The following is a 22,311-nucleotide window of genomic DNA, read 5'->3' on the forward strand; positions in this document are numbered from 1 at the left end:
GGGCGTTATGCTGTTGGTCCCATGCGTTTCGAAATACGGCTCGGAATATCGCGATGTCGAAGACGCTGATCATCGTCGGCCTGCTGGTCGTGGCCGTGGGCCTGCTGTGGCCGTGGCTCGGGCGCCTGCCGCTGGGCCAGCTGCCGGGCGATATCGTCATCCGCCGGGAGCACTCGACCTTCTACTTCCCGATCACCACCATGGTGCTGGTCAGCGCGGTGATCTCGCTGCTGCTGTGGCTGTTCGGCCGTTAGCGGCGGGCGAGGCGGATGGCGCCTGCGGAGAGCCGGCGCGCCGACGGCCGCAGCCATGTCGATAACGGCGCAGGGCCGCGTCGTCGCCCGGCCCGGGTGACGCGTCGGTGCGCCGTATTCACTCCGGCGTTTCGTGGCCGTGGCAGCGCCGGTGCAGGGCGTGCACGGCCGGGGCGAGCGTCGGATCCGGCCCGTCGACGGCCACGCCCGGCGCGATCTCGTTGATCGGCAGCGGGCGTACGGGCGGGCGCGCGACGCCCAGGGCGTCGAGCCACGCGACGAGCTGGGCCGCGGAACTGGCGTAGACGATCCGGCCCAGACCGACCCAAGCGTGGGCGGCCGCGCACATCGGGCAGTGTTCGCCGGAGGTGTAGACGGTGGCGCCCGCGCGCGTCTCGATATTTATATGCGCCGCCGCCCAGCGGGCCAGGGCGAATTCGGGATGGCGCGTGGCGTCGCCGCCGGCGATGCGGTTGCGATCCTCGGCGCGCACGGCGCCGCTGGCATCCACCAGCACCGAGCCGAAGGGCTCGTCGCCGGCGGCGACCGCCTCGGCGGCCAGCGCCACGCAGCGCTGCAGATGGTGGCGGTCGGTGGCGTCGATCATGCGGGTCCGGGCCGGTGTGGCCACGTTACGATAGCGTCGTCACGCGAGCGCTGCAGCCGCTTCATTTCCCGGGCGGCGACCACTCGGGGCTGGTGCCGCCGAGGGCCGGATGCACCATTTCGTCGCCGGCGTGCTGGGTGAACTCGACGTTGACGCGCATCGGATCCAGGCCGAGCGTGTCGGCGCAGACGGCGATCAGGCATTCGGCCAGGGCCAGGCGCTGCTCGGCCGGCCGTCCGCGCCGGATGTCGCACATCAACATCGATACCGGAGCCGGCTCGCCGTCGATCATCCGCCAGATGCCGCCCTCGCCGGCTTCGCGCACCGCGACCGTGATACGGCGGATGTCCGCGTCCATGCGCTCGGCATAGGCGCTGGCCAGGCGAGCGGCCAGTTCGCGTTTTTTCGCCGCCGGATGGCGGCCGTTCACATCCAGTTGCAGATACGGCATTTGGCTCCCGGTTCGAGGCGGTCAGTCGGCGCGGGCCGCGCTTGCCAGCGGCGTGTCGCGGATCGGCCAGTGCAGCGCGGCCGCGATCAGCGCCAGCGCGAGCGAGGCCAGCCACGCCTGATCGTAGTCGCCGGTGACCGTGTAGGACCAGCCGGCCGCCCAGGCGCCGAAGAAGCTGCCGAACTGGTGCGACATGAACACCACCCCGAACAGCAGCGACAGATTGCGCATGCCGAAGATCTCGCCGACCAGGCCGCTGGTCAGCGGCACGGTGCCGAGCCAGAGAAAGCCGATGGCCGCGGCGAACAGCAGCGCGCTGGTGGCACCGAGCGGCGCCAGCAGGAACAGCGCGATCACCGCGGCCCGGGCCACATACAGCCAGGCGAGCACATGCTTCTTGCGGTAGCGATCGCCGCAGTAGCCGAAGAAGTAGGAGCCGAAGACGTTGAACAGCCCGATCACCGCCAGTGCGGCGGCGCCGATGACGGCGTCGACGCCGCGATCCGACAGATAGGCCGGCAGATGGGTCGACAGAAAGGCGATATGAAAGCCGCAGACGAAAAAGCCCGCGTTCAGCAGCCAGAAGCCGCTGTGTCCCGCCGCCGCGCGCAGGCCGAAGCCGGCGCCCGGTGCGGCCGCGTCGGGTGCGGCCGCGCGGCCGGTGACGCCGCGCGCCAGCACGACCACGAGCAGCATCAGGCCGGCGAGCACGTAGAGCGTGGCGCGCCAGCCCAGCCCTTCGATGAGCGTCTGGACGACAGGCACTACCAGACACTGACCGACCGAGCCGCCCGCGGTGACGATGCCGAAGGCGCGTCCGCGTCGCTCGGCGGGCACCACGCGGCCCACCGCGCCGAGGATGACCACGAACGTGGTGCCGGCCAGCGCCAGTCCCACCAGCACCCCCAGCGATACGTTGACGCCGGCCGCACTGCCTGCCGTCGCGGTCGCGGCCAGGCCGGCGGCATAGACCAGCCCGCCGGCGGCGATGGTGCGGCCGGCGCCGTAGCGGTCGGCCAGCGCGCCCACGCTCGGCTGGACCAGCCCGAACAGCAGATTCTGGATCGCGATGGCGAGCCCGAAGGCGGCGCGGTCCACGCCCACGTCCTGGGCCATGGGCACCATGAACAGGCCGAAGGCCTGGCGCGCGCCCATCGACAGCGTCACGATCGTGGCGCCGCAGGCGACCAGCAGCCAGGGCGAGGCTCGCCGCCCGATGCCGGGCACCATCATGCCGGCATCGCCCGCAGTGCCGATGTCTCGGCCGCCGTGGCCGATCCGGTCCGTCGCCGGCCGGCCGGGTCGGCGCGCGGTATTCCCGGTGTGGCCTGGAAGGCCCGCGCCAGGTCGCCCTCGATACTCACGCCCTGCATCGCGACCGGCCGTTGCGCGCCGCCGCGGGTATGCCGGTATCGGGGTGCGCGGGGGGCCGTCAGCGCCGTGTCCAATGCGCCTCCAGATCGGCGGCCAGACGCGCGACCAGCGCCCCGGCGCTCTCGGCGCGCGCCATGCCGGCGGCCTGGCCGGCCCACAGCGACATGAACTCCGGCCGGTCGCGGGCGCCGGCCGTGGCGCGGATGTCCTTGGTCCAGGCGTTCTGGACCGGATAGTCCGGCAGCTCGTGCTCGAATGGGCCGAGCGTGTCGATGAAGCGATTGCGCAGCCCGCGCGCCGGCTTGCCCGAGAATGCCCGGGTGACGGCGGTCGGGGTGTCGCCGGCGACGAGCACGGCCTGCTTGTGGGCGGGTTTCGCGCCGCTCTCGTCGCAGGCCAGAAAAGCGCTGCCCATCTGCACCGCCTCGGCGCCCAGTATGCGGGCGGCGGCCATGCCGCGGCCGTCCATGATGCCGCCGGAGGCGATCACCGGGACCGAGACCGCGTCGACCACCTGCGGCACCAGCGCCATCGTCCCGACGAGCCCGTCCGCGGCGTCGCCGAGGAAGGTGCCGCGATGACCGCCGGCCTCGGCGCCCTGGGCCACGATCATGTCGACGCCCGTGGCCTCGAGATGCCGCGCCTCGACGACGGTGGTGGCGGTGCCGACGACGCAGGTGCCGGCAGCCTGCAGACGCTGAATGCGCGCGGCGTCGAGTGCCCCAAACGTGAAGCTGAACACGGGCACGCCCGCCTCGATCACGGCCTCGAACTGATCCTCGAAGTCGGGCGCGTAGCGGGCGGGCGTGTCCGGGCGCGACAGGCCGAGTTCGGCGCGGAATGCGTCGAGATGGCCGTTGGCCCGGTCGATCCGTGCGGCATCGGCAGTGAACGGCTGCGGGATGAACAGATTCACCGCGAACGGGCGGGCCGTGCGCGCCCGGGTCTCGGCGATGGCCTCTGTCACGGCCGCCGGGCTCAGATAGCCGGCGCCGATCGACCCCAGGCCGCCGGCCTCGGCGACGGCGGCGACGAGTGCGGGCGTGGTGGTCCCGCCCGCCATCGGCGCCTGGATGATGGGATGGGCGATGCCCAGGATGTCGGTCACACGGCTGGCGCTCGCTGTCATGCGGGTCTCGAACGTTGAATCGGCGCCCCGGATGATCGCGCCTCGGCGCCCTCAGCGCCAGTGCACGACCAGTCCGCCCGCCGCGCCGGCGACCGGGTCCGACGCCGGTACGCCCAGCGCCGCGATGCGCGCCCGCGCCGCGGCGGGCTCGGTCTCGCCCGGCCGGCAGAGGTCCCAGTCCTGCTGATCCGGCGGATAGGCCGCGGCGAGACCGAAGTCGGCCGTGGCGGACAGCCGACAATGGCCGGTGCCGGCGGGCAGGATCAGCACATCGCCGGCAGCGAGGTCGACGACGCGCCCGGCCTCGCCACCGAGCACCAGCCGGGCCGCGCCGGCGTGGACCGCCAGCGCTTCGTGCGAGACCGAATGATAATGGTGGAAGTCGAAGACACCGCCACGCCATTGCGGCGGCCAGCCGTTGGCGGCGAAAAGCCGCTCGAAGCCCGCGGGATCGACGGCGCGGGCGGCGCCGGACCGGTAGTGCAGGACCGGCCAGCGGCCGTTCGGGGTCCGCCCGTCATCGTCGAGCCGATAGGTCGCCGGTTCGGGCGGCTGCGCGCCGAATACAGCGGCGTTCGGCGCCGTCGAGTGAGGTTGTCGCGGCATGGCGAGATGGCTTCAAGGCGATGGGGTCGAGCCTGCCGCAGACGTGACCGCCGGTACAGCCCCGCGGCCGGCTGGTGGGCCGGGCTCGAAGTGCGGCCACGTCGGCGGCCGTCGCCATGCCGCCCGTCGGCCCGGCGTAGCGGCTTGCCCTGATCCGCTGCGCCGCGAGCGCTGCATGCGCCGCCGGGCGCGGTGATTGGCCGATCGGGCGCCGATACAACGGCACGTGGACTCACCGGAACGTCGCATGCGAAACGCGCGGGGCTCGGATAGTATGAATGCCGACAACGTCGCGAGGGGCGTCGCGCCGCCAAGGCCGACGGGCGAGTCGAATGGGCCAGGAACAGGCGACGCCGATGGATCGGCAGGGGCATGGTTGGTCCCGGGCGCTGCGCGTGCTGCTCCAGGCCGTGCATTCGCCGGAATATCTCGACGCCAAGGCCCGGGATTTCGGCGCCTTCACGCTCTGGGCCCTGCTCATCACCGCCGTGTTCGTGCTGGGCATGATCCCCTGGGACTATGCGATCGACGCGACGCGCGCCTGGCACGTCGTCTGGCTGCGCGTGATGCAGTGCGGCGCGCTGCTGTTCTGGGCGATCGCCAGCGTCCGGTATGTGCACGGCCGCGCCGCGCGCATCGCCGCGCTGGCCGCGCCGCTGTTCATCGAGGCCACCTTCATGGTCGTCCTCGACCGCCTCGACGGCGGCACCTCGTACGGCATGGGCGGCTTCCTGTATTTCTTCATCTTCGCGCCGTTTCTGCTGCTGGCGCAGCCGCTGGGGCTCGCCGCGCTGGTGCTGACGGCGATCACCGTGTTCCCGCCGCTGGCGGCGTGGTTCGGGCTGCAGACCGGACTCGACTGGTGGATCTATGCCGCCTACATGGGCACCGGGTTCGTGCCGGTGCTCGCGATCCGGCTGCTGCTCGAGGTCATGTACTGGCACGTGTTCCGCTATCGGCGCGAGGTCGAGCACCAGGCCCTGACCGACGGTCTCACGCGGCTGCCCAATCGCCGCCAGTTCCTCGCCGCGGGGATGCGCAGCCTCGACTCGCACGGCGAGAGCGGCCAGCCGGCGAGCCTGTTGTTCATCGACATCGACCGCTTCAAGGGCATCAACGACACCCACGGCCATCGCACCGGCGACGCCGCCATCTGCCACGTGGCCCATGCGCTGCGTGCCCTGTGCCGCGAGGAGGATCTGATGGCGCGCTATGGCGGCGAGGAGTTTCTGGTGCTGCTGCCACGCACCGGTCCGGCGGCCGCGGCCGAGATCGCCGAGCGCCTGCGCAGCGCGGTCGTCGCCGCGCCGTTTCCAATGCCGGATGCGCGCGCCTCGCCGCTGGGGCTGACCGTCAGCATCGGCATCGCCAGTTACGATCCCCACGACCTCGGCGATCTGACCGATATCGATCGGCTCATCCATGCCGCGGATCGGGCGGTCTATGTCGCCAAGCGCGGCGGCCGCAATCGGGTCGTCAGCGTCGGCGACGGGCCGGCGCCGGACGATGTGTCGGCTCAAGGCCGATCGTAGCACTCGGGTGCGGGCGCCGCGCCGAAGGGCGGCGTGATCCGTGAACGGTAGTAAACGGGGCCCGTGGACGCCGCCACCCCGCGCAGGGATGCAGCGAATCGTCGGCGTTCGAACGCCCGTTAGCGCCAGCGCCAGCGCCAGCGCCAGCGGCCTGGCTTGAGGTGCGCCTGCCGGGCGTGGATGAGCGCTGTCCGGGCCCGGCCCGCCGCGATCATTCGCGGCCGACGTTTGCCAATTCGCGGCACGCGCCGCCGCGAGCGCTGACGCGCATGCCCGGCCCTCGTGCCCGTATCGACGGGCGCCAACGGTGCACGCATGCCACGCCACGCCACGCCGACACGCCGGGCCCGGCCGCGCGGCGAGCGCTCAGCCGTCGTTCGCCGCGGTCAGATCCAGCGATGAATAGACCGGCCCGGTCATGGGCTCGCTGACCGTCAGCTCGCCGCGGGTCCACAGCGTGTCGCCGTCACCGTCGGCCACGGTGGCGCTGAGCGCGTACTGGCGGCCGTCTTCGAGTTTGCTGCCGTCCACGGTCAGCTCGTAGGACACCGGGCCTTCAGTGACCGAACCGAGCGCCTTTTCCGCCACGAGCTCGGGATCGCTGTAATCGCCGCTGACCTGCACCAGCGCGACGCGTGCGGTCCCGTCGTCCGGCCACTCGGCTTGCGCTGGGGCCTCGAGTTCACCGGTGAACATGGCCTGCTGGCTGTCGTCCAGCGCGAACGCGGCGCCCGCACTGGCGAGGGCGATGAGTCCGGCGCCGGCGGCCGCGAGCGTCGATTTCGGGGCGAAGCGGGGATGGTGTGGCATCTCTCCTCCCGGTTGTCGATTGGGTCTGGTTTCTGCGCCGGGCGCGCTCCGGCACCTGTTCCGGGACGTTGCAATCGGGCCGCGGCCGTGGTCGATTGGGGGCATGAGCGAACCGTTTCGTTACCGTTTCCGTGTGCGCTACAACGAGTGCGACGCCCAGCGCGTGGTCTTCAACGCGCGTTACGCCGACTACGTCGACCTGGCCATGACCGAGTTCATGCGCGCGCTGGGCTGCGGCTATACCGAGCTGCTCGCCCGCGGCCTGGACAATCAGGTGGTAAGGCTGACACTGGACTGGCGTGCGCCGGCGCGCTTCGACGAGGTGCTCGAGGCCCGGGTCACGGTCGCGCGTCTCGGCCGAACCTCGTTCGAGCTCGGCCACGAGATCGTGCATGCGGATGATCGCCGCACGCTGTGTACCGCCACCGCGGTCTACGTGCTCATGACCACCGATCCCTTCGCCAAGACGCCGCTGCCCGAGGATCTGCGGACCGCGCTCGCCGGCGGCGCCCGGGATCGGGTGATCGACCAGAGCGGCCGCGGCTGACCCGCACGGGCTCGGCTGCGGCGTGGTGTCGTCGCGGACTGGCATTCAAATTGCTTTTCGATCCGGCAGGTCAGACCAGCGCGGGACACGAAGCGATGATGCGAAGAGCGACATCCGGCCGGGATGCGGCGCTGCCGGGGCGATGAGCCGTACTGCCGCCACGCGCCTGGCCATGCGGCCGCCGAACATGACCGCGCTGGCGTTGACCGCGGGCGGTTCGCGCGGGGCCTATCAGGCCGGCGTGCTCCAGCGCATCGGCGAGATTCCGTCGCTGGCCGAAGGGCCGGCGCCGTTCGACATCATCACCGGCGCCTCGGCCGGGGCGATCAACGGCGCCGCGCTGGCCGGCTATTCCGCGCGGCTGCAGTACGGCACCGCCCGTCTGGCCGGGCTGTGGGCGGGGCTGACCGCGGATCGGGTCTATCGCACCGGCCTGAGCGCGATGGCACGCAACGCCCTGCGTTTCGCCGGCGACGCGGCCCTCGGGCGGCTGCTGGGCGGTGGCCGCGTCCAGGCCCTGCTCGATGCGGCGCCGCTGCGCGAGCTGCTCGCGCGCGAACTGCCCCTGGCCGGCATCGGCCAGGCCGTCGCTCAGCGGCGGCTGTACGCGCTGGCGGTGACCGCGACCGGCTATCACTCCGGCAAGTCGTACACCTTCATCCAGGGTCGGCCCGGGCATCCGCTCTGAGAGAAGAGCCGGCGCATCGCCCTGCCGTCCACGATCGGCGTCGACCATGTCTGCGCCTCGGCGGCGATACCGCTGGTGTTTCCGCCGGTGGCGCTGGCCACCGGGAATGCGTCGGCGTGGTTCGGCGACGGCGCCATGCGCCTGACCAACCCCCTGAGCCCGGCGATCCGGCTGGGGGCGAAGCGCGTGCTGGCCATCGGCATCCGTTGCCCGGACAGCGCCCGCGCGCTCACCGACGCCGAGTTCGCCCATGCCTCGGCTTCGGCCGCCTGTCTGCCGCCGCGGCCGCCGCTGGCCCAGATCTGCGGCACCTTCCTGAACGCGCTGTTTCTGGATCATCTGGACGCCGACATCGATCATCTCGAACGCATGAACGACCTGGTCGCCGCCTACGGCCGCGGCGCCGACGCCGGGCCGCCCAAGCACACCGTCGCCGAGCCGATGCGCGTCGTCCATCCGCTGGTGATCTCGCCCTCCGAGGATCTGGCGGTGATCGCCGCCGATCTGGCCGATCGCATCCCGGCGTCGGTGCGCTTTCTGCTGGAGACGCTGGGCACGCCGGACGCGCGTAGTGCGGATCTGGCCAGCTATCTGCTGTTCGACCCGGCCTATACCCGCGCGCTCATCGACATCGGCTATCGTGATGCCGATGCCCGTATCGACGAGATCGAGGCCTTCCTGCGCGGCGAGACCGCCGACGCCGCCGCGGTGGCGCGTTAGCGCCCCGGTCGTCGGCCCGCGCGCGCTGTACGAGACCGCCCGGGTGGGTCGCCGGATACGGCGGGCGCCGTGACGGTCGGATGTCTCGATCGCGCGGATTTGCGGGCCTACGGAAGGCAACGTCGTGCGCGGCGATCGGCGCGAACGCAGTCTGCGTTCCGCTCGGGCCGTACGCCCGATCGACGGGTCTGGCGCCTATTCGCCCGTGGCTCCGGACGAGGGTTCGGCGTCGCCGCCTTCGCCGCCGGCGTCGAAGTAGTTGAAGGTGCCGCACAGCGCCGGTTTCTCGCCGGCGCTCAGCGGGTCGCGCGAGAAGGCGGCGAGCTGGAGCGTGGCCTGACTCGCGGTGCCGGTTTCGGCCAGGGCAATGTAGCGGGTTTCGCCGTCGCGGCACAGGCCGCCGTTGGGGGCGTCCGCGCCCACCTGCTCGCTGTCGACTGCGCGCAGGGTCACCGGGGTGTCCGGGGCGATGAGCAGCACGTCGGCGAAGCGGGCATCTCCCGAACCGGAGGGATAGCCGTCGCGTCCATAGACGGTCTCCGGTGCGCCCAGGGCGTAGCGCAGGCCCTTGGCTGCGGTCAGCCCGGCGTCGTCGATCTCGATCGCGCCGGTGAAGGCCATGGCGGTGTTCGACAGCGGGGTGTAGCGGCCGTGGAAGTTCACGGTCGAGCCCGGTTCGGGCCGGGCGGTCGGCGCGGCGTCGTCGGCGGCCGCGCCGCCGCCGAGCACGCTGCAGCCGGTCAGCAGCACTACGGCCGCACCCAGAACCGCGAGAGCGGCGTTGTGGGCGGGACGATGGCCAGGGCCGGGAACGACGGATTCGGTCATGGTGTGGCGGTCCTTCCGGCCTCGGCCGGTGCAGATGACGGGCCCGGCTCGATCAGGTCGCCGTCGGGGGCGGGCACGCCGCGGCGGATCGCGCGCGGGAAATCCGCCGCGGCGTGCCCGTCGACGTCGGCGGCGACGGCGCGGGCGTTGATGTGGCCGCGGGCCCGCAGTTCGGCGAGCGGGCGGGAGGTGTCGAGTGCGCCGAGATCGTAGATATAGTCCGGCAGATAGCCGGAGGCAAGCAGGCGGTAGTCGCTCGGCAGCCCGGGCACGATCGCTTTGACCATGTCGTAGACGATGGTGGTGCAGTTCGACAGAACGGTGTTGTAGAAGCGCGGCTCGCGGCGCAGCGATTCGGCCTCGTCGAGATAGGCGAGGAACAGGTCGCGCAGCGCCGCCCGCGGCAGGGCCACGCGGTAGAGGTAGACGTCCTCGCCGCGCACGTTCGAGCGGGTGCGCACGATGTCGCGTTCGTCGGCGGCGATCAGCACCAGCTCGGACTGCTTGAACAGACCGCCGATGGCCGAGAACGAGGACTCGCGCGTGCGCCGCACCTCCACCGAGAACACCAGCTGGCGGCCGTCGGTGAAGCCGAAGCTGACCAGCGTGTGCGCGATCGCCGGGCCCATCCAGTGGGACGCGATCAGGTCGGCCGAGCGCAGTTGCGACAGGTCGTAGGTGCGGGTCTCCCAGCGCGGGGTGAAATCCTCGCGGGTGCGCCAGTCGAAGTTGCGCACGTTGTGGAGCGTCACGCGATCGCCGTCGCGTTCGGATTCCAGCAGGCGTGCGACGTCGGGCGCCCAGTCGCGGTCCATGGCCGGCCGGATGGTCTGCCACCAGCCGATCAGCGCGACGAAGACCAGCGCGAAGACCAGCAGCGACGGCCAGCGCAGTTCGCGCAGCGGCGGCGCCAGCAGGCTGGCGAGCGCGACCAGCGTGAGGGCCAGCCAGAGCGCGAGCAGCACTGCGGCGAACCCGCGCGGCCCGCGGAACCACAGCGCGCCGCTGCCCCAGGCGCCGAGCAGCGTCAGGCCGAGGGCGAGCGGCAGGCGCCAGAGCAGGCTCGCGCTCAGCGCGGCCATGGGTGCTCCGGCGTGCCGACGGGGGTGGGCGACGACTCGAACATGCCGTCCATGCTAGCGAAGCCGGGGCCGGGTGTGGCGCCGGCGCTCAGTAATAGCGTTCCGAGGGTTTGGGCGGCACCCACTGATAGAGCCAGGTCTCGGTGAGCGTGCGATCGCCGTCACGCAGGTAGAGCCGCATGGACAGCGGTTCATCCGAGGCGGTCTCGGGAATCCAGTCGAAGATCGCGCGGTAGCCGTCGATGGGTTCGAACCGCCGTGCCTGGACCATGCCGAGCCGACCGCGCGAGACGCTGATCTCGGCGACCACGTCGGCGTCGTCGGGCAGGTCGTCGAGGGTATCGCCGACGAAATCCACGGCGAATCGGCGGGCGTACTCCGCAGGCGAGCGATCACCCGGAATCCAGCCCTCCGGGACGTTGCCCATGCCGGTCCAGGTCTTGTCCACCTGCGCGAGGGTCGGGCTGACCGGCGGCAGTGGATACCAGTACAGCCGGTAGCGATAGTCCAGCCGCTGGCCGGCCTCGACCGGGTCTCCGGGGATCCAGAAGGCCACGATGTTGTCGACGGTCTCGCCCACGGTCGGCAGTTCCACGAGCGCGATCTCGCCGGCGCCCCAATCGCTGGTGGGTTCGACCCACAGGCTCGGGCGACGGTTGTACCAGGCGACGTCGTCGCGATAGTTGTCGAAGTCGTGGTCGTGCTGAACGAGGCCGAAACCGCGCGGATTCTCGTCGCTGAAGGCGTTGTACTGCAGCGTTTCCGGGTTGAACAGCGGGCGGCATATCCACTCGCCGTTGCCGCGCCACATCTCCAGCCGGTCCGAGTCGTGAATCTGCGGGTGGATGGTGTCGCGGGCCTGGCTCTGGCTCGTGCCCTTGAGGAACATGCTGGTCATGGGGGCGATGCCCAGCCGCTCGATCGGCCGGCGGGTGAACAGCGTCATGTCGACATCCAGGACCGCGCCCTCTTCGCGCAGATCGATGTCGAAGCGATAGGCGCCGGTGACGCTCGGCGAGTCGAGCAGGGCGTAGACGGTGACCGTGGTCGCCCCCGGCTCCGGCTGAACGAACCAGAAATCGGTGAAGTCGGGGAACTCCTCGCCCGAGGCCAGCGCGGTGTTCACCGCCAGCCCGCGCGCCGAGAGGCCGTACTGTTCGTTCTTGTCGAGGAAGCGGAAATAGCTCGCGCCCAGAAACGCGCCGGCCTCGTCGACGTGCCCGTCGCGGATCGCGCTGGCGAGCACGAAGCCCGCGAAACCGAGATCGCGGCCTGTCAGCGGCGCCCGGTCGACGCCGGCCTGGCCGTAGTTGAACAGGGACGGGCTGAAATGGATGGGCCGCGCCATGTCCGTGTCCGGATCGAGGGCGTGCATGTGTACCGGCACGTTGAAATGCATGCCCACGTGGAAGAAGGTCATGCGCAGATCGAAGGCGTCGTCGCCTGACCAGAGCGCCTGGGCAGGGTCGTAGCGGATCTTCTGATAGTTCAGCGGCTCGAGATCGGCCAGCGTTGCCGGCAGCTTCTCGACGTGCGACTCGTACGGCCGCTCGGCGAGTTCGCGGGCCCGTTGCCGGAGCCGCTCGCCGTCGAACGGCTGCGCCTCCGAGGCGTCGCCCAGGCGGGCGAATGCGGGCAGGCCCGGCAGGCCGAGCGAGGCCAGCGCCAGAGAGGTCTTGAGCAGGGTGCGTCGATGCATGGACTCGCCTTCGGTGGGCTTCCTTTAGGGACAGGCGATCGGGCCCGGGGTTCCGGCGCGGATGTGCGGATGCGCTACCTCACCCGGTCGACCCTCGGCTTGCCGGCACCTCGATCGCCCCGGCGCCGTTTGGCGCGCGGTCGTGCCGGACGCCACGGCTCAGGGCAGGAAGTCGCTCAGGAAGGCGTCGGCCTCGTTGCGGAGCTGGCCGCGCAGTTCGATCATGCGGCGGGCGTAGTCGTTGAGCCGCCGCTGATGATCGGTCTCGGGCGTGAAGGCGGGCACGGGCTGCTTGCCGCCGCTTTCGTCGAGGGCGACGAACACCAGAATGCAGTGGGTGGTGAAGCGCCGCTGGCGCTGGCGCGGATTGCGGGCGTGCACGCTCACCGAGATGTGCATGCTGGTGCGGCCCGTGTGCATCAGTTCCGCGCGCAGCGTCACCAGATCGCCCACGCTGATCGGTTCGAGAAAACGGATGCCGCCGACGTAGGCGGTCACGCAGTAGCTCGCGCTCCAGTTCGCCGCGCAGGTGTAGCCGGCGTGGTCGATCCACTTCATCACGTTGCCGCCGTGGACGTTGCCGCCGAAATTGACGTCGGAGGGCTCGGCCAGAAAGCGCAGGGTGATCTCGGCGGCGGGGGTGTCGGTCACGGTCGGCTCGGCGCGGGGGCGTGCGGCCGAGTCTAGCGGGTCGCGGCCCGCCGGGCGAAGCGTCGCCTCGCGGCCCGCTGGACGGCCCGGGGCGATACGCCGGTCGCCCGGCGTCGCGTCGTGCGGCGCGAGCGCCTAGACTGAGCGCGTCATTCCATCGCGAGACCCGCCATGAAGCTCATCGGATCCGGCACGTCGCCCTATGTCCGCCGCACCCGCCTGCTGCTGGGCGATCGACCCTACGAGTTCGAGAGTCTGGACATCTACGGCGCCGACCGCGACGCCCTGCGGGCGCGCAACCCGGCGCTCAAGATTCCGATGCTCGTCGACGGCGGCCGCACCCTCTACGACTCGCGGGTGATCGCGCGCTATCTCAGCGACAAATTCGAGCACGCGCCGCTGAGCTGGGATCAGGAGAACCTGCTCACGCTCGTCGATGCCGCCAACGATTCGATGGTCGCGCTGGTGCTGTCGCACAAGTCCGGCCTCGATATCCACGACGGCGCGACGTTCCACGAGCTCCAGCACGAGCGCATCGGGCGTGCGATGACCGCACTCGAGGACGTCGCCGCCGACGGCGCCTTCGACGCCTGGGATTACCCGGCGATCTGCGTCTACTGCCTGGTCGACTGGGCCGAGATGCGCGAGATGTTCGATTTCGCCGAGCACCCGGCGCTGCGCGGCGTGCGCGAGCGTCATCGGGGGCAGCCGATGGTGGCCGAGACCGATCCGCGTCGCGCCGGCTGAGGCCCCGGCGACGGTTTGACAGCCCCTGCGGGCCGGCACAGGCTGATCCGAAGACCGCCCGCGGTCGTGAGGAGCGCAGGACCATGAGCCGACTCTACGGCCCGGCCCACCGGGCCCTGCAGGATCAGTTCGACACCCGCGAACTCGCCGACCGCATCGAGGATGTGGCCGCCAGCCCGGGTGTCGAGCCCGCGGCCCGGGCCTTCATCGAATCGCGCGACATGTTCTTCCTGTCGACGGTCGATGCCCGCGGCTGCCCGACCGTGTCCTACAAGGGCGGCGCGCCGGGTTTCGTGCGGGTGCTGGACGAGACCACGCTGGCGTTTCCCAACTACGACGGCAACGGTATGTATCTGTCGATGGGCAATGCCGACGCCCATCCCGAGGTGGGCCTGCTGTTCATCGACTTCGAGAAGCCCTTCCGCCTGCGCGCCCAGGGTCGGGCGACGGTGGCCGCCGACGATCCGCTGATCGGCGACTGGCCGGGCGCCGATCTCGTGGTGCGGGTGGCGCTGCATGCGGTCTGGCAGAACTGCCCGCGCTACATCCATCGCTATCGCAAGCTGTCGAACTCCCGCTACGTGCCGGACGCCCGCGCCCGGGCGCCGCTGGCCGGCTGGAAGCGCATCGACGGCCTGCAGGACGTGCTCACCGACGCCGACCGGGCCGAGGCCGCCCGCGAGGGCCACATAACCGAGGACGAGTGGATCGACAGCATCCAGCGCGGCGATCCGCGCGCATAGGGGCTGGTCCGGCCGCTCACGCCACCGCGCCGTTTCTCGGATCCGGCGAAATCGACGCTGCCGCGGCGCGGCCCGGGGGCGACGCGTCCCGGCCCGTCGAGCGGACGCGGCCGAAGAACGCGCCCGAGCCGCGACCCGAGTCGCGCCGGCGGTCCTTACGGGCCCGCGGCGCGCCCGGCGGCGGACGGGTCGTCGATCGCCATCGCCGTGCCGACCTCGGCCACCTTCGTCTGCTTGTCGTAGGCGCACAGCCGCTGCTGCCGGCGGTCCGTGCCGGGCCCGCGGCCGGTCAATCGGGCCAGACCGTAGTGCTGTGAGCCGAATGGGTCGACGGTGATCGTCTCGACCTCGAAGCCGTCGTCGTCGGCCGCCGCCCGGCAGCCGGCCTCGACGTCGGCACGGAAGGCCTGCCAGGCCGCTTCGGTCGAGGCGAGGGCGCCGGTGGACACGAGGCCGGCGAGCGCGAGCAGGCGCGCCGCGCGCTGCCGGCGGTGATCGAGTATTCGCATTGCGCGGGTTTTCGAACGGGTGTCGCGGCCCCGCATCGTCCGCTCAGGCGGACTCCTCGCTGAACGGATGCGCTTCGAGTTGGACCCGGGCGACGTGCAGCCCGTGCATGTCCACGATGCCGCCGTAGCGCCGGTCGCCGCGCTGATAGAACTCGAAGCGATAACGGCGCTTGATGAACCCGCGGCCGAGGCCGATGCGGTCGAAGGCCAGTTCGTCGATGAAGGTCATGCGCGCTTGTTCGCAGGCCGCGAGCGCGGCCCGGCGGGCTCGCGACCGGGCGCCGAGCGACTGCCACCAGAAGATGGCGACGAGCGCGGTGCCGATCAGCCAGGGGAAATAGTCGAACAGCACGGTCGAGCCCGCCTCAGGCGTCGGCCGCCGGGGCGTCGTCGGGCACGACGCGGGCGGCGCCGTTTCGGATCTCGTCGATCCCGCGGCAGCCGGCCAGCGCCATGGTCAGCTCGAAATCGGCGGCCAGATTGTCCATGACCTCGCCCGCACCGGCTTCGCCGGCCAGGGCCAGGCCGTAGGCGTAGGGGCGGCCGAGTCCGACCGCGGTCGCCCCCAGCGCGAGCGCCTTGAACACGTCGGCGCCGCCGCGCACGCCGGAATCCAGGATCACCGGCAGCTCGGGCGCGGCGGCCGCCACCGCGGGCAGCGCGTCGAGGCTGGCCACCGCACCGTCGACCTGGCGGCCGCCGTGATTGGACACGATGAGCCCGTCCACCCCGTGATCCGCGGCCATGCGCGCGTCGTCGGCGTCGAGCACGCCCTTGAGCACGATCGGCAGGCGCGTGCGATGACGCAGCCAGGCCAGCTCGCCCCAGGTCAGATTCGGCCGCGAGTAGGTCGCGATGAAGCGGCGCACCGCGGCCAGCGCCCGGCCGCTGGTCAGCGCGGCCAGACTGGAGCCGGGATAGTGGCGCGCCGCGGCGAGCACGTTGCGCAGGGTGGTCAGGTTCACCGGCGGCCGCGGGCCGTCGTCGGCGGCGGCGTCCAGGCCCGCGGTGAAGACCGGGTCCGAGGTGTACTGGGCGATGCCCCGGCCGAGCAGAAAGGGCAGGTGGGCCAGATCCAGGTCGCGGCTGCGCCAGCCGAGCAGCGTGGTGTCGAGCGTGACCACCAGCGCCTCGCAGCCGCAGGCTTCGGCGCGGGCGACCAGCGATTCCACCAGCGCGTCCGATTTCGACCAGTAGAGCTGGAACCAGCGCGGCGCGCCGGGGGCGACCGTCTCCATCGCGGCGGCGCAGTCCTCCATCGAACGGCTGGCCTGGTTGGAAAAGATCATGGGCACGCCGCGCGCGGCCGCGGCCCGGGCCACGGCCACGTCGGCGCCCGGGTGGGCGGCTTCGAGCACGCCGATGGGGCAGAGCAGGAACGGCTGCGGGTAGCGCCGGCCGAACAGGCTGATCGCGGTGTCCCGGTGCGCCACGTCGCGCAGCATGCGCGGAACGATGCGCCAGCGCTCGAAGGCGCGGCGATTGGCGGACATTGTGGACTCGCGCCCGGCGCCGCCGGCGATATAGGCGAAATCGGCCGCCGCCATGCGTCGCTGGGCGGCGGCCTCCAGCGCGGTCTCGGCCACGGGTACGCGCGGGCGACGGCCGGCCATGCCCGCCGAATAGATCGCCTGCTGGCGGGCCACCGGGCCGGTACGCGGGTTGTCGGCGGTCATGTCGGTGTTGCTCGGGTCATGGCGGGTGGCGGCGGGCGCGGGCTCGGCCCGACCTTAGCAAGCGCGGTGCATGCCGTGCCCGCGCGGTTTCGGCGACTCGGCTAGAATCGACGGGGCCGAGGGTCGTCGGCCGCACTGCAAGGGGGATGGAACGTGGGTCCGCTGCTTGACGAAATCGCCATTTTTCTGGCCGCCGCCGTGATCGCGGTGCCGATCGCCCAGCGTCTGGGCCTGGGCTCGGTGCTGGGCTATCTGGCGGCGGGCGTGATCATCGGGCCCTGGGCGCTGGGTCTGATCGGCGACGTCGAGCAGGTGCTGCACATCGCCGAGTTCGGCGTCGTGCTGCTGCTGTTCATCATCGGTCTGGAGATGCAGCCGCGCCGGCTGTGGGCGCTGCGCAAAACCATCATCGGGCTCGGCGGCATGCAGGTGGGCCTGAGCGCCGCGGCGCTGGCGCTGGCCGCGTCCCTGGTGCTGGAAATGCCGCCCGTGCCGGCGATCGTCGCGGGCCTCGCCCTGGCGCTGTCGTCGACCGCCTTCGCCCTGCAGCTGCTCGCCGAGCGCGGCGAACTCACCGCCCGACACGGGCGCTCGGCGTTCGCGATTCTGCTGTTTCAGGACCTCGCCGTAATTCCGATTCTGGCGCTGCTGCCGCTGCTGACCGCGGGCAGCGAATCGGTCAGCTTCCTCGGCGCGCTCTGGGAGACGGTCAAGATCGCGCTGGTGCTCGCGGCCATGGTGGTCGGCGGCCATTATCTGCTGCGGCCGATCTTCCGGCTGGTCGCCGCGACCCGCATGCACGAGATCTTCACCGCCATGACGCTGCTGATCGTGGTGGGCACGGCGGTGGTGATGGAGGCCACCGGCATCTCGGTGGCGCTCGGCGCCTTCGTGGCCGGCGTGCTGCTCGCGGATTCGGAGTACCGGCACGAACTGGAAGCCAACATCGAGCCGTTCAAGGACCTGCTGATCGGCCTGTTCTTCATCGCCGTGGGCATGTCCATCAACCTCGGTCTGATCGCCGCGCAGCCGCTGTTTCTGCTCGCGCTGACGGCGGGCCTGATCGGCGTCAAGGCTACGATCCTGTTCGTGCTGGGCCGGCGACACGGCCTGAGCTGGCCCGCTGCCCGCGGTCTGGCGGCCTATCTGCCGCAGGGCGGCGAATTCGCGTTCGTGATCCTGTCGACGGCGGTCGCCGGCGGGCTGTTCGTGCAGGCCGAGGCCGATCTGCTGGTCGCCACGGTGACCCTGTCGATGGTGATCACGCCGCTGTTCGTCAAGCTGGTGGCCTACTACAACACCTGGCGCATGCCGAAAAGCGAGCCGGCCTTCGAGACCCCCGAGGCCGCCGAGCATCCGGTGTTCATCGCCGGCTTCGGCCGCGTCGGGCAGATCGTGGCGCGGCTGCTTCGGGCCAAGCATGTGGGCTTCACCGCGCTCGAGATCAACGCCGATCAGGTGGACTTCGTGCGCAAGTACGGCAATAAGGTCTACTACGGCGACGCTTCGCGCCTGGACCTGCTGCGTGCCGCGGGCATCGAGCAGGCCCGGCTGTTCGTGCTCGCGATCGGCAATCGGGAGGCCTCGCTGCGTACCGCGCGCACCGTGCGCGAGCACTATCCGGACATCCAGCTCATCGCCCGCGCCCGCAATCGCAAGCACGCCTACGAGCTGATGGACCTGGGCGTGACCGTGCTCCAGCGCGAGACCTTTCTCTCCAGCCTCGAGCTGGCCGGCGACGCGCTCAAGGCGCTGGGCTTCAAGCCCGACGAGATCAAGCGTGCCAAGACCCTGTTCCGCGCCCACGATGAGAAGCGCCTGTTCGAGCACTATCACGCGGCCGACGACGAGACCCGCTACGCCAAGCTGGTGATGGAGGCCGCCCAGGAACTGGAGGAACAGTTCGAGCGCGACGCCGCCGAGCACGCCGGCGAATAGCGGCTGGTCCGCCCCGGCGACGCCCGCCAGGGCACGGGGGCGAGGCGTGGCTAGACGCGGGCCCGGCGGGGCAGCGCGGCGCCCTGCGCCGCGAGTGTGGCCGCGGTGACGAGTCCCCAGACGGCGTTGAAGATCAGCACGAAGACCGGCGTGAGCGTGCCGAGCGCCAGGCCGAGCACGCCGGCGTCGAGCTTGAACGGGAACACCACGAAGCACTGGACCAGTGACGGCCCGAGGCTGAGCAGCAGCCCGCGCAGCATCAGCGGCAGACCGGCGGCCAGCGGCGTCAGGAACAGCCAGCCCCAGATGCCGCCCCAGATGATCGGTCCGTAGAGGAAGGCCGGGCCGAGCGACGGCGCGATCCCGACGCCCGCAGCCTGGGTGATGCCCAGGGTGCCGAACAGCCAGATGGTGAGCGCGGTCGCCAGGCCGCCGAGCGCGCCGGCGGCGAAGCCGAGTGAGAGTTTCGAGATCATGGGGTCATCCCCTCGCGACGTTGTTGGTATTTTTAATTACCCAACAAACCTATCACGAGACAGCTACGGACGGCGGACACCCTCATGCTGGCGCAGATACTCGGTAAGGGCGAAACCCGACAACAGCCAGAATCCGCCCACCAGCAGACCGGCGGCGATATCGCTGACGTAGTGCACCGAGAGCACCGCGCGACTGGAGGCGATGAGCGCGATCAGGACGGTGCCCCAGTAGCCCAGTTCGAAACGCCGGCCCATGCCCGGCAGGTCGCGGGCGATGGCGTAGATGATGAAGCCGTAGACCGCGATCGCCCCGGTGGCGTGCGCGCTCGGGAAGGACGGCGTCGAGGCGGTGGCGAAGGTCACGAAGTCCGGCCGGTCGCGGTCGAAGGCGAACTTGCCCGCGTAAGTCAGCGCCTGCGAGCCGACGACCGCGAGCACCAGCCCCGGAATGTAGCGGTGGCGCCCGTGTGCCCAGAGAAACCCCGTGGCCACCAGCATCACCGCGACCAGGGTCTCGGTGTTGCCCAGGCCCGTGATCCAGCCGAACAGATCGACGACATGCGGGTTGCGGATGACGCCGAGCGCGTCGTTGAACCGGCGGTCGAAGGCAATCAGCTCCTCGCCCTCGACGAGATCCTCCACCAGGCCCACACCCAGAAATATCAGATACAGTGCCAGCGCTGCGATCAGCGTCAGCGGCAACCCGGAGAAGCGGTCGACCGCGGTCCGTGCCGCCACCGCCCGCGTGGTGGCGGGGAACCGGCGCTGGAACCAGCCGCCCAGCCGCGGCCGTCGCGCCAGCCCGGTGAGGCCGCGGCCCACGCGCGGGCCCGAGAACGCGAGCGCCCGCCAGAGCCACCAGGCGATGAAACGGCTCGCGACGAGGGTGGCGACGAGCATCAGCAGCAGTTGCCAGAATGGCAGCGGGGACATCGAATCCTCGGGGATGGGCACGGCACGGCAGTATAGCGGGGGACAGGGGATGGATTACACGCGTATGACGGTGCGCTGGGTTGCGCGGGCCGGCTATGGCGCGCGCGGTCTCGTCTATCTCGCGCTCGGTGCGCTGACGTTCAACGCCGCGCTGGAGTTCGACGAGGTGGAGGACGTGCACGGCGCCATGCGCGAGATCGGCCACCAGACCGGCGGCGACATCGTGCTGTTCGGACTGGCCGCGGGGCTGCTGGCCTACGGTCTCTGGCGCTTCGTGCAGACCACGCTGGATGTGGACGGCCACGGCTGGCGGCCCACCGCGCTGGCGATCCGGGGCGGGCTGCTGGTGAGTGCCGCGCTGCATATATCGCTGGCCTGGGGCTGTATCCAGATCGCCATGCGCTGGTCCGGCGACAACGGCAAGCCGGTCCAGCGCGCGGTCGAGCGCATTCTCGACTGGCCGGCGGGCCGCATGCTCGTGATCGCCGGGGGGCCGCGATCGTCGGTGCGGGCGTGGCGCATCTGGTCAAAGCGGTGCGCTGCGGCTACCGGAAATGGTTCGAGGCCTCGCCGCGGGCGATGGCCTGGATCGATCCCGTCGCCCGTTTCGGCCTGTTTGCCCGCGGGCTGTTGTTCCTTGGGGTCGGTGCATTCGTGCTCTATGCCGCGCTCACGCTCGATCCTTCCGAGGCGCGCGGCGTGGAGGGGGTCATGCTGTGGATCCAGGAGCGGCTCTACGGGCGGATCATGCTCGCCGGCCTGGCCCTGGGTCTGATCGCGTTCGGCGCCTACGGCCTCATCGAGGCGTTCGTGCGCCGGGTCGGTCTGGGCGCGGCCCTGCGCTAGGCGCGATGGATACCGGCGTGGTGGCCGTGGACATGCGTTCGGCATGCCGGCGCCGGTACGGGGCCACGCAGTCGGAGCGCGGCAGACTCGCGGCCGGTCGGCTGCGCCCCGGCGTCGGATGCCAGCGCGGACAGATCGGTGACGTCGAGCGGCCTCAGCCGGCGGCGGTCCGTTCGATGAACATGGCGTCGCCGTAGCTCAGGAACCGATATTCCGCGTTCACTGCGTGGGCGTAGGCCTCGAGCACGCGTTCGCGCCCGGCGAAGGCGGCGACCAGCATCAGCAGACTGGACTGCGGTTCGTGGAAGTTGGTGAGCACGGCGTCGACGACGTGAAACGGGTCGCCCGGCTTGATGAACAGCGCGGTCTCGCCCGAAAACGGTGCGATGCGGCCCTCGGTGCCCGGCTGGCGGGCCGCGCTTTCCAGGCTCCGCACCACGGTGGTCCCGACCGCGACCACCCGTCGCCCGGCCGCCCGGGTGCGCCCGATCAGGGCGCAGAGCGCGTCGTCGACCGCCACGCGTTCGGCATGCAGGCGCTGGCTGCGCACGTCGCCCTCGCGCAGGCGCTGATAGGTGCCCGAGCCCACGTGCAGCGTGGCGTAGCCGAAGGCCACGCCACGCGCGGCGAGCGCCTCCAGCAGCGGCGTGTCGAAGTGCAGCCCCGCCGTCGGCGCCGCGACCGCGCCCTCGTGCCGGGCCCAGAGGGTCTGGTAGCGCTCCAGATCCGCCGGGGTGTCGGCACGCCGGATGTAGGGCGGCAGCGGCACGTGGCCGTGGGCGTCCAGCAGCGCGGCGACCGTGCCGGCCTCCAGCGTCAGGGTGTAGAGCTCGCCCCGACGGGCGGTGACCTGCAGCATGAAGTCGCCGATGGCGATCCGCGTGTCCGCGCGCGGCGGTTTGTTCGCCCGGATCTTGGCCGAGATCCGGACGCTGTCGAGCACGCGTTCGAGCATGACCTCGACCCGACCGCCGCTGGCCTTCTGGCCGTACAGGCGTGCGGCCAGCACCCGGGTGTCGTTGAAGACCAGCAGATCGCCGGGCTCGAGCAGGTCGACCAGATCCGTGATCGCCCGGTCCGCGCGTCCGCCCTCGCGATCCAGATGCAGCAGTCGCGAGGCACTGCGCCGTGCCGGCGGCCGTTGGGCGATCCGCTGCTCGGGCAGGTCGTAGTCGAAATCGCGCTTGTCCATCAACACGGGCTCGGTCGGCGGCTGGCGCGGATTCTGGCGCCCGGCGCCGGCTGCGGCAAGCGCGGCAGCCGCGCGGGCCTGGTTCGCGCACGGGGGTCGCGCGGGCCGCGTGATGCTACCAGTGCCGACGATACGCGGGCGCGACGGGCCGACGCTGAGGCTGGCCGGTCGCGTGCCGAGGGCTGCCGCGTCCGCGTCAACGTCGGTTCCATGCGGCGAATATCGGCGTGCGGGCTGCAGGTCGATCAGGCCGGGCCCCGTCGCCCGCCCACC

25 protein-coding genes and 1 pseudogene are annotated in these 22,311 nt (G+C 71.3%); 10 read left to right on the forward strand and 16 right to left on the reverse strand.

The annotated features are described in order from the left end of the window. Positions 1-53: 53 nt before the first annotated feature. Positions 54-254, forward strand: a complete 201-nt coding sequence (locus SAHL_RS04460) for a DUF2905 domain-containing protein (protein ID WP_123590203.1) — start codon at positions 54-56, stop codon at positions 252-254. A 118-nt stretch (positions 255-372) separates the two neighbouring features. Here the strand turns inward: SAHL_RS04460 and SAHL_RS04465 are convergent, their stop codons facing one another. From SAHL_RS04465 to SAHL_RS04485, 5 genes are all read right to left on the reverse strand, one after another. Further along, positions 373-861, reverse strand: coding sequence for a nucleoside deaminase (locus tag SAHL_RS04465; RefSeq protein ID WP_184947356.1), 489 nt, complete (start codon positions 859-861; stop codon positions 373-375). A gap of 61 nt (positions 862-922) precedes the next feature. Continuing rightward, positions 923-1,312 carry a tautomerase family protein gene (locus tag SAHL_RS04470; protein ID WP_123590204.1) on the reverse strand — a complete coding sequence of 130 codons (390 nt, stop codon included), beginning with the start codon at positions 1,310-1,312 and terminating at the stop codon, positions 923-925. Between the two features lie 21 nt (positions 1,313-1,333). Further along, positions 1,334-2,545 carry an MFS transporter gene (locus tag SAHL_RS04475; protein WP_123590205.1) on the reverse strand — a complete coding sequence of 404 codons (1,212 nt, stop codon included), beginning with the start codon at positions 2,543-2,545 and terminating at the stop codon, positions 1,334-1,336. A gap of 199 nt (positions 2,546-2,744) precedes the next feature. Continuing rightward, the gene (locus tag SAHL_RS04480) at positions 2,745-3,815 is read right to left on the reverse strand and encodes an NAD(P)H-dependent flavin oxidoreductase (RefSeq protein WP_123590206.1); all 1,071 of its coding nucleotides are present in this window, start codon (positions 3,813-3,815) and stop codon (positions 2,745-2,747) included. Between the two features lie 51 nt (positions 3,816-3,866). Further along, positions 3,867-4,421 carry a cupin domain-containing protein gene (locus tag SAHL_RS04485; RefSeq protein ID WP_123590207.1) on the reverse strand — a complete coding sequence of 185 codons (555 nt, stop codon included), beginning with the start codon at positions 4,419-4,421 and terminating at the stop codon, positions 3,867-3,869. A 332-nt stretch (positions 4,422-4,753) separates the two neighbouring features. On the opposite strand from SAHL_RS04485, the gene SAHL_RS04490 reads away from it, so the two are divergent. Then, positions 4,754-5,953 carry a GGDEF domain-containing protein gene (locus SAHL_RS04490; RefSeq protein ID WP_123590208.1) on the forward strand — a complete coding sequence of 400 codons (1,200 nt, stop codon included), beginning with the start codon at positions 4,754-4,756 and terminating at the stop codon, positions 5,951-5,953. Positions 5,954-6,319: 366 nt separating this feature from the next. Here SAHL_RS04490 and SAHL_RS04495 read toward each other — a convergent pair whose 3' ends face one another. Beyond that, entirely contained in the window at positions 6,320-6,763 is a 444-nt protein-coding gene (locus tag SAHL_RS04495; RefSeq protein WP_184947358.1) for a YbaY family lipoprotein, read from the reverse strand. A 103-nt stretch (positions 6,764-6,866) separates the two neighbouring features. Here SAHL_RS04495 and SAHL_RS04500 point away from each other — a divergent pair, with 103 nt between their 5' ends. The 3 genes from SAHL_RS04500 to SAHL_RS17985 all read left to right on the forward strand — a co-directional run bounded on the left by SAHL_RS04500 (position 6,867) and on the right by SAHL_RS17985 (position 8,718). Then, positions 6,867-7,310 carry an acyl-CoA thioesterase gene (locus tag SAHL_RS04500; protein WP_123590210.1) on the forward strand — a complete coding sequence of 148 codons (444 nt, stop codon included), beginning with the start codon at positions 6,867-6,869 and terminating at the stop codon, positions 7,308-7,310. A gap of 142 nt (positions 7,311-7,452) precedes the next feature. Continuing rightward, a complete protein-coding gene (locus SAHL_RS17980) occupies positions 7,453-7,998 on the forward strand; it encodes a patatin-like phospholipase family protein (protein ID WP_221177830.1) in 546 nt (181 codons plus the stop codon). Positions 7,999-8,073: 75 nt separating this feature from the next. Then, entirely contained in the window at positions 8,074-8,718 is a 645-nt protein-coding gene (locus SAHL_RS17985; protein WP_221177831.1) for a hypothetical protein, read from the forward strand. A 195-nt stretch (positions 8,719-8,913) separates the two neighbouring features. Here SAHL_RS17985 and SAHL_RS04510 read toward each other — a convergent pair whose 3' ends face one another. From SAHL_RS04510 to SAHL_RS04525, 4 genes are all read right to left on the reverse strand, one after another. Further along, positions 8,914-9,546: a hypothetical protein gene (locus SAHL_RS04510; RefSeq protein WP_148045482.1), complete on the reverse strand. Its 633-nt coding sequence runs from the start codon at positions 9,544-9,546 to the stop codon at positions 8,914-8,916. Next, on the reverse strand, positions 9,543-10,628 hold the full coding sequence (locus SAHL_RS04515) for an Lnb N-terminal periplasmic domain-containing protein (RefSeq protein WP_123590212.1): 1,086 nt from the start codon (positions 10,626-10,628) through the stop codon (positions 9,543-9,545). Before SAHL_RS04515 ends, SAHL_RS04510 begins: the two co-directional genes overlap by 4 nt. A gap of 88 nt (positions 10,629-10,716) precedes the next feature. Then, positions 10,717-12,327 (reverse strand): OpgD/OpgG family glucan biosynthesis protein, encoded by a 1,611-nt coding sequence (locus tag SAHL_RS04520; RefSeq protein WP_123590213.1) that lies wholly within the window; start codon positions 12,325-12,327, stop codon positions 10,717-10,719. A gap of 159 nt (positions 12,328-12,486) precedes the next feature. Beyond that, complete coding sequence (locus tag SAHL_RS04525) at positions 12,487-12,978, reverse strand: acyl-CoA thioesterase (protein ID WP_123590214.1); 492 nt, start codon at positions 12,976-12,978, stop codon at positions 12,487-12,489. A 171-nt stretch (positions 12,979-13,149) separates the two neighbouring features. Here SAHL_RS04525 and SAHL_RS04530 point away from each other — a divergent pair, with 171 nt between their 5' ends. Both SAHL_RS04530 and SAHL_RS04535 read left to right on the forward strand, forming a co-directional pair. Then, on the forward strand, positions 13,150-13,725 hold the full coding sequence (locus SAHL_RS04530; protein ID WP_123590215.1) for a glutathione S-transferase family protein: 576 nt from the start codon (positions 13,150-13,152) through the stop codon (positions 13,723-13,725). A gap of 83 nt (positions 13,726-13,808) precedes the next feature. Then, the gene (locus SAHL_RS04535; protein ID WP_123590216.1) at positions 13,809-14,468 is read left to right on the forward strand and encodes a pyridoxamine 5'-phosphate oxidase family protein; all 660 of its coding nucleotides are present in this window, start codon (positions 13,809-13,811) and stop codon (positions 14,466-14,468) included. A gap of 155 nt (positions 14,469-14,623) precedes the next feature. On the opposite strand, the gene SAHL_RS04540 is transcribed toward SAHL_RS04535, so the two are convergent. The 3 genes from SAHL_RS04540 to SAHL_RS04550 are packed head-to-tail and all read right to left on the reverse strand — an operon-like array spanning position 14,624 to position 16,653. Further along, the gene (locus SAHL_RS04540) at positions 14,624-14,977 is read right to left on the reverse strand and encodes a hypothetical protein (protein ID WP_123590217.1); all 354 of its coding nucleotides are present in this window, start codon (positions 14,975-14,977) and stop codon (positions 14,624-14,626) included. Between the two features lie 43 nt (positions 14,978-15,020). Then, positions 15,021-15,329 (reverse strand): DUF3301 domain-containing protein, encoded by a 309-nt coding sequence (locus SAHL_RS04545; RefSeq protein WP_123590218.1) that lies wholly within the window; start codon positions 15,327-15,329, stop codon positions 15,021-15,023. A gap of 13 nt (positions 15,330-15,342) precedes the next feature. Next, on the reverse strand, positions 15,343-16,653 hold the full coding sequence (locus SAHL_RS04550; protein ID WP_123590219.1) for an alpha-hydroxy-acid oxidizing protein: 1,311 nt from the start codon (positions 16,651-16,653) through the stop codon (positions 15,343-15,345). A gap of 153 nt (positions 16,654-16,806) precedes the next feature. On the opposite strand from SAHL_RS04550, the gene SAHL_RS04555 reads away from it, so the two are divergent. Continuing rightward, a complete protein-coding gene (locus tag SAHL_RS04555; protein WP_123590220.1) occupies positions 16,807-18,591 on the forward strand; it encodes a monovalent cation:proton antiporter-2 (CPA2) family protein in 1,785 nt (594 codons plus the stop codon). A gap of 50 nt (positions 18,592-18,641) precedes the next feature. On the opposite strand, the gene SAHL_RS04560 is transcribed toward SAHL_RS04555, so the two are convergent. Together SAHL_RS04560 and SAHL_RS04565 are read right to left on the reverse strand one after the other, a co-directional pair. Continuing rightward, a complete protein-coding gene (locus SAHL_RS04560) occupies positions 18,642-19,067 on the reverse strand; it encodes a hypothetical protein (protein ID WP_123590221.1) in 426 nt (141 codons plus the stop codon). A gap of 63 nt (positions 19,068-19,130) precedes the next feature. Next, positions 19,131-20,000, reverse strand: coding sequence for a phosphatase PAP2 family protein (locus SAHL_RS04565; protein WP_123590258.1), 870 nt, complete (start codon positions 19,998-20,000; stop codon positions 19,131-19,133). Between the two features lie 64 nt (positions 20,001-20,064). Here SAHL_RS04565 and SAHL_RS18505 point away from each other — a divergent pair. Continuing rightward, positions 20,065-20,478, forward strand: a pseudogene (locus tag SAHL_RS18505) (DUF1206 domain-containing protein); the annotation flags it as partial. 35 nt (positions 20,479-20,513) lie between these two features. Further along, on the forward strand, positions 20,514-20,846 hold the full coding sequence (locus SAHL_RS18150; protein WP_123590223.1) for a DUF1206 domain-containing protein: 333 nt from the start codon (positions 20,514-20,516) through the stop codon (positions 20,844-20,846). Positions 20,847-21,000: 154 nt separating this feature from the next. Here the strand turns inward: SAHL_RS18150 and queA are convergent, their stop codons facing one another. Then, entirely contained in the window at positions 21,001-22,038 is a 1,038-nt protein-coding gene (queA, locus tag SAHL_RS04585) for a tRNA preQ1(34) S-adenosylmethionine ribosyltransferase-isomerase QueA (protein ID WP_123590259.1), read from the reverse strand. Between the last annotated feature and the right edge of the window lie 273 nt (positions 22,039-22,311).

The organism is Salinisphaera orenii subsp. halophila YIM 95161 (genome assembly GCF_003732545.1).
GTDB lineage: Bacteria > Pseudomonadota > Gammaproteobacteria > Nevskiales > Salinisphaeraceae > Salinisphaera > Salinisphaera orenii_A.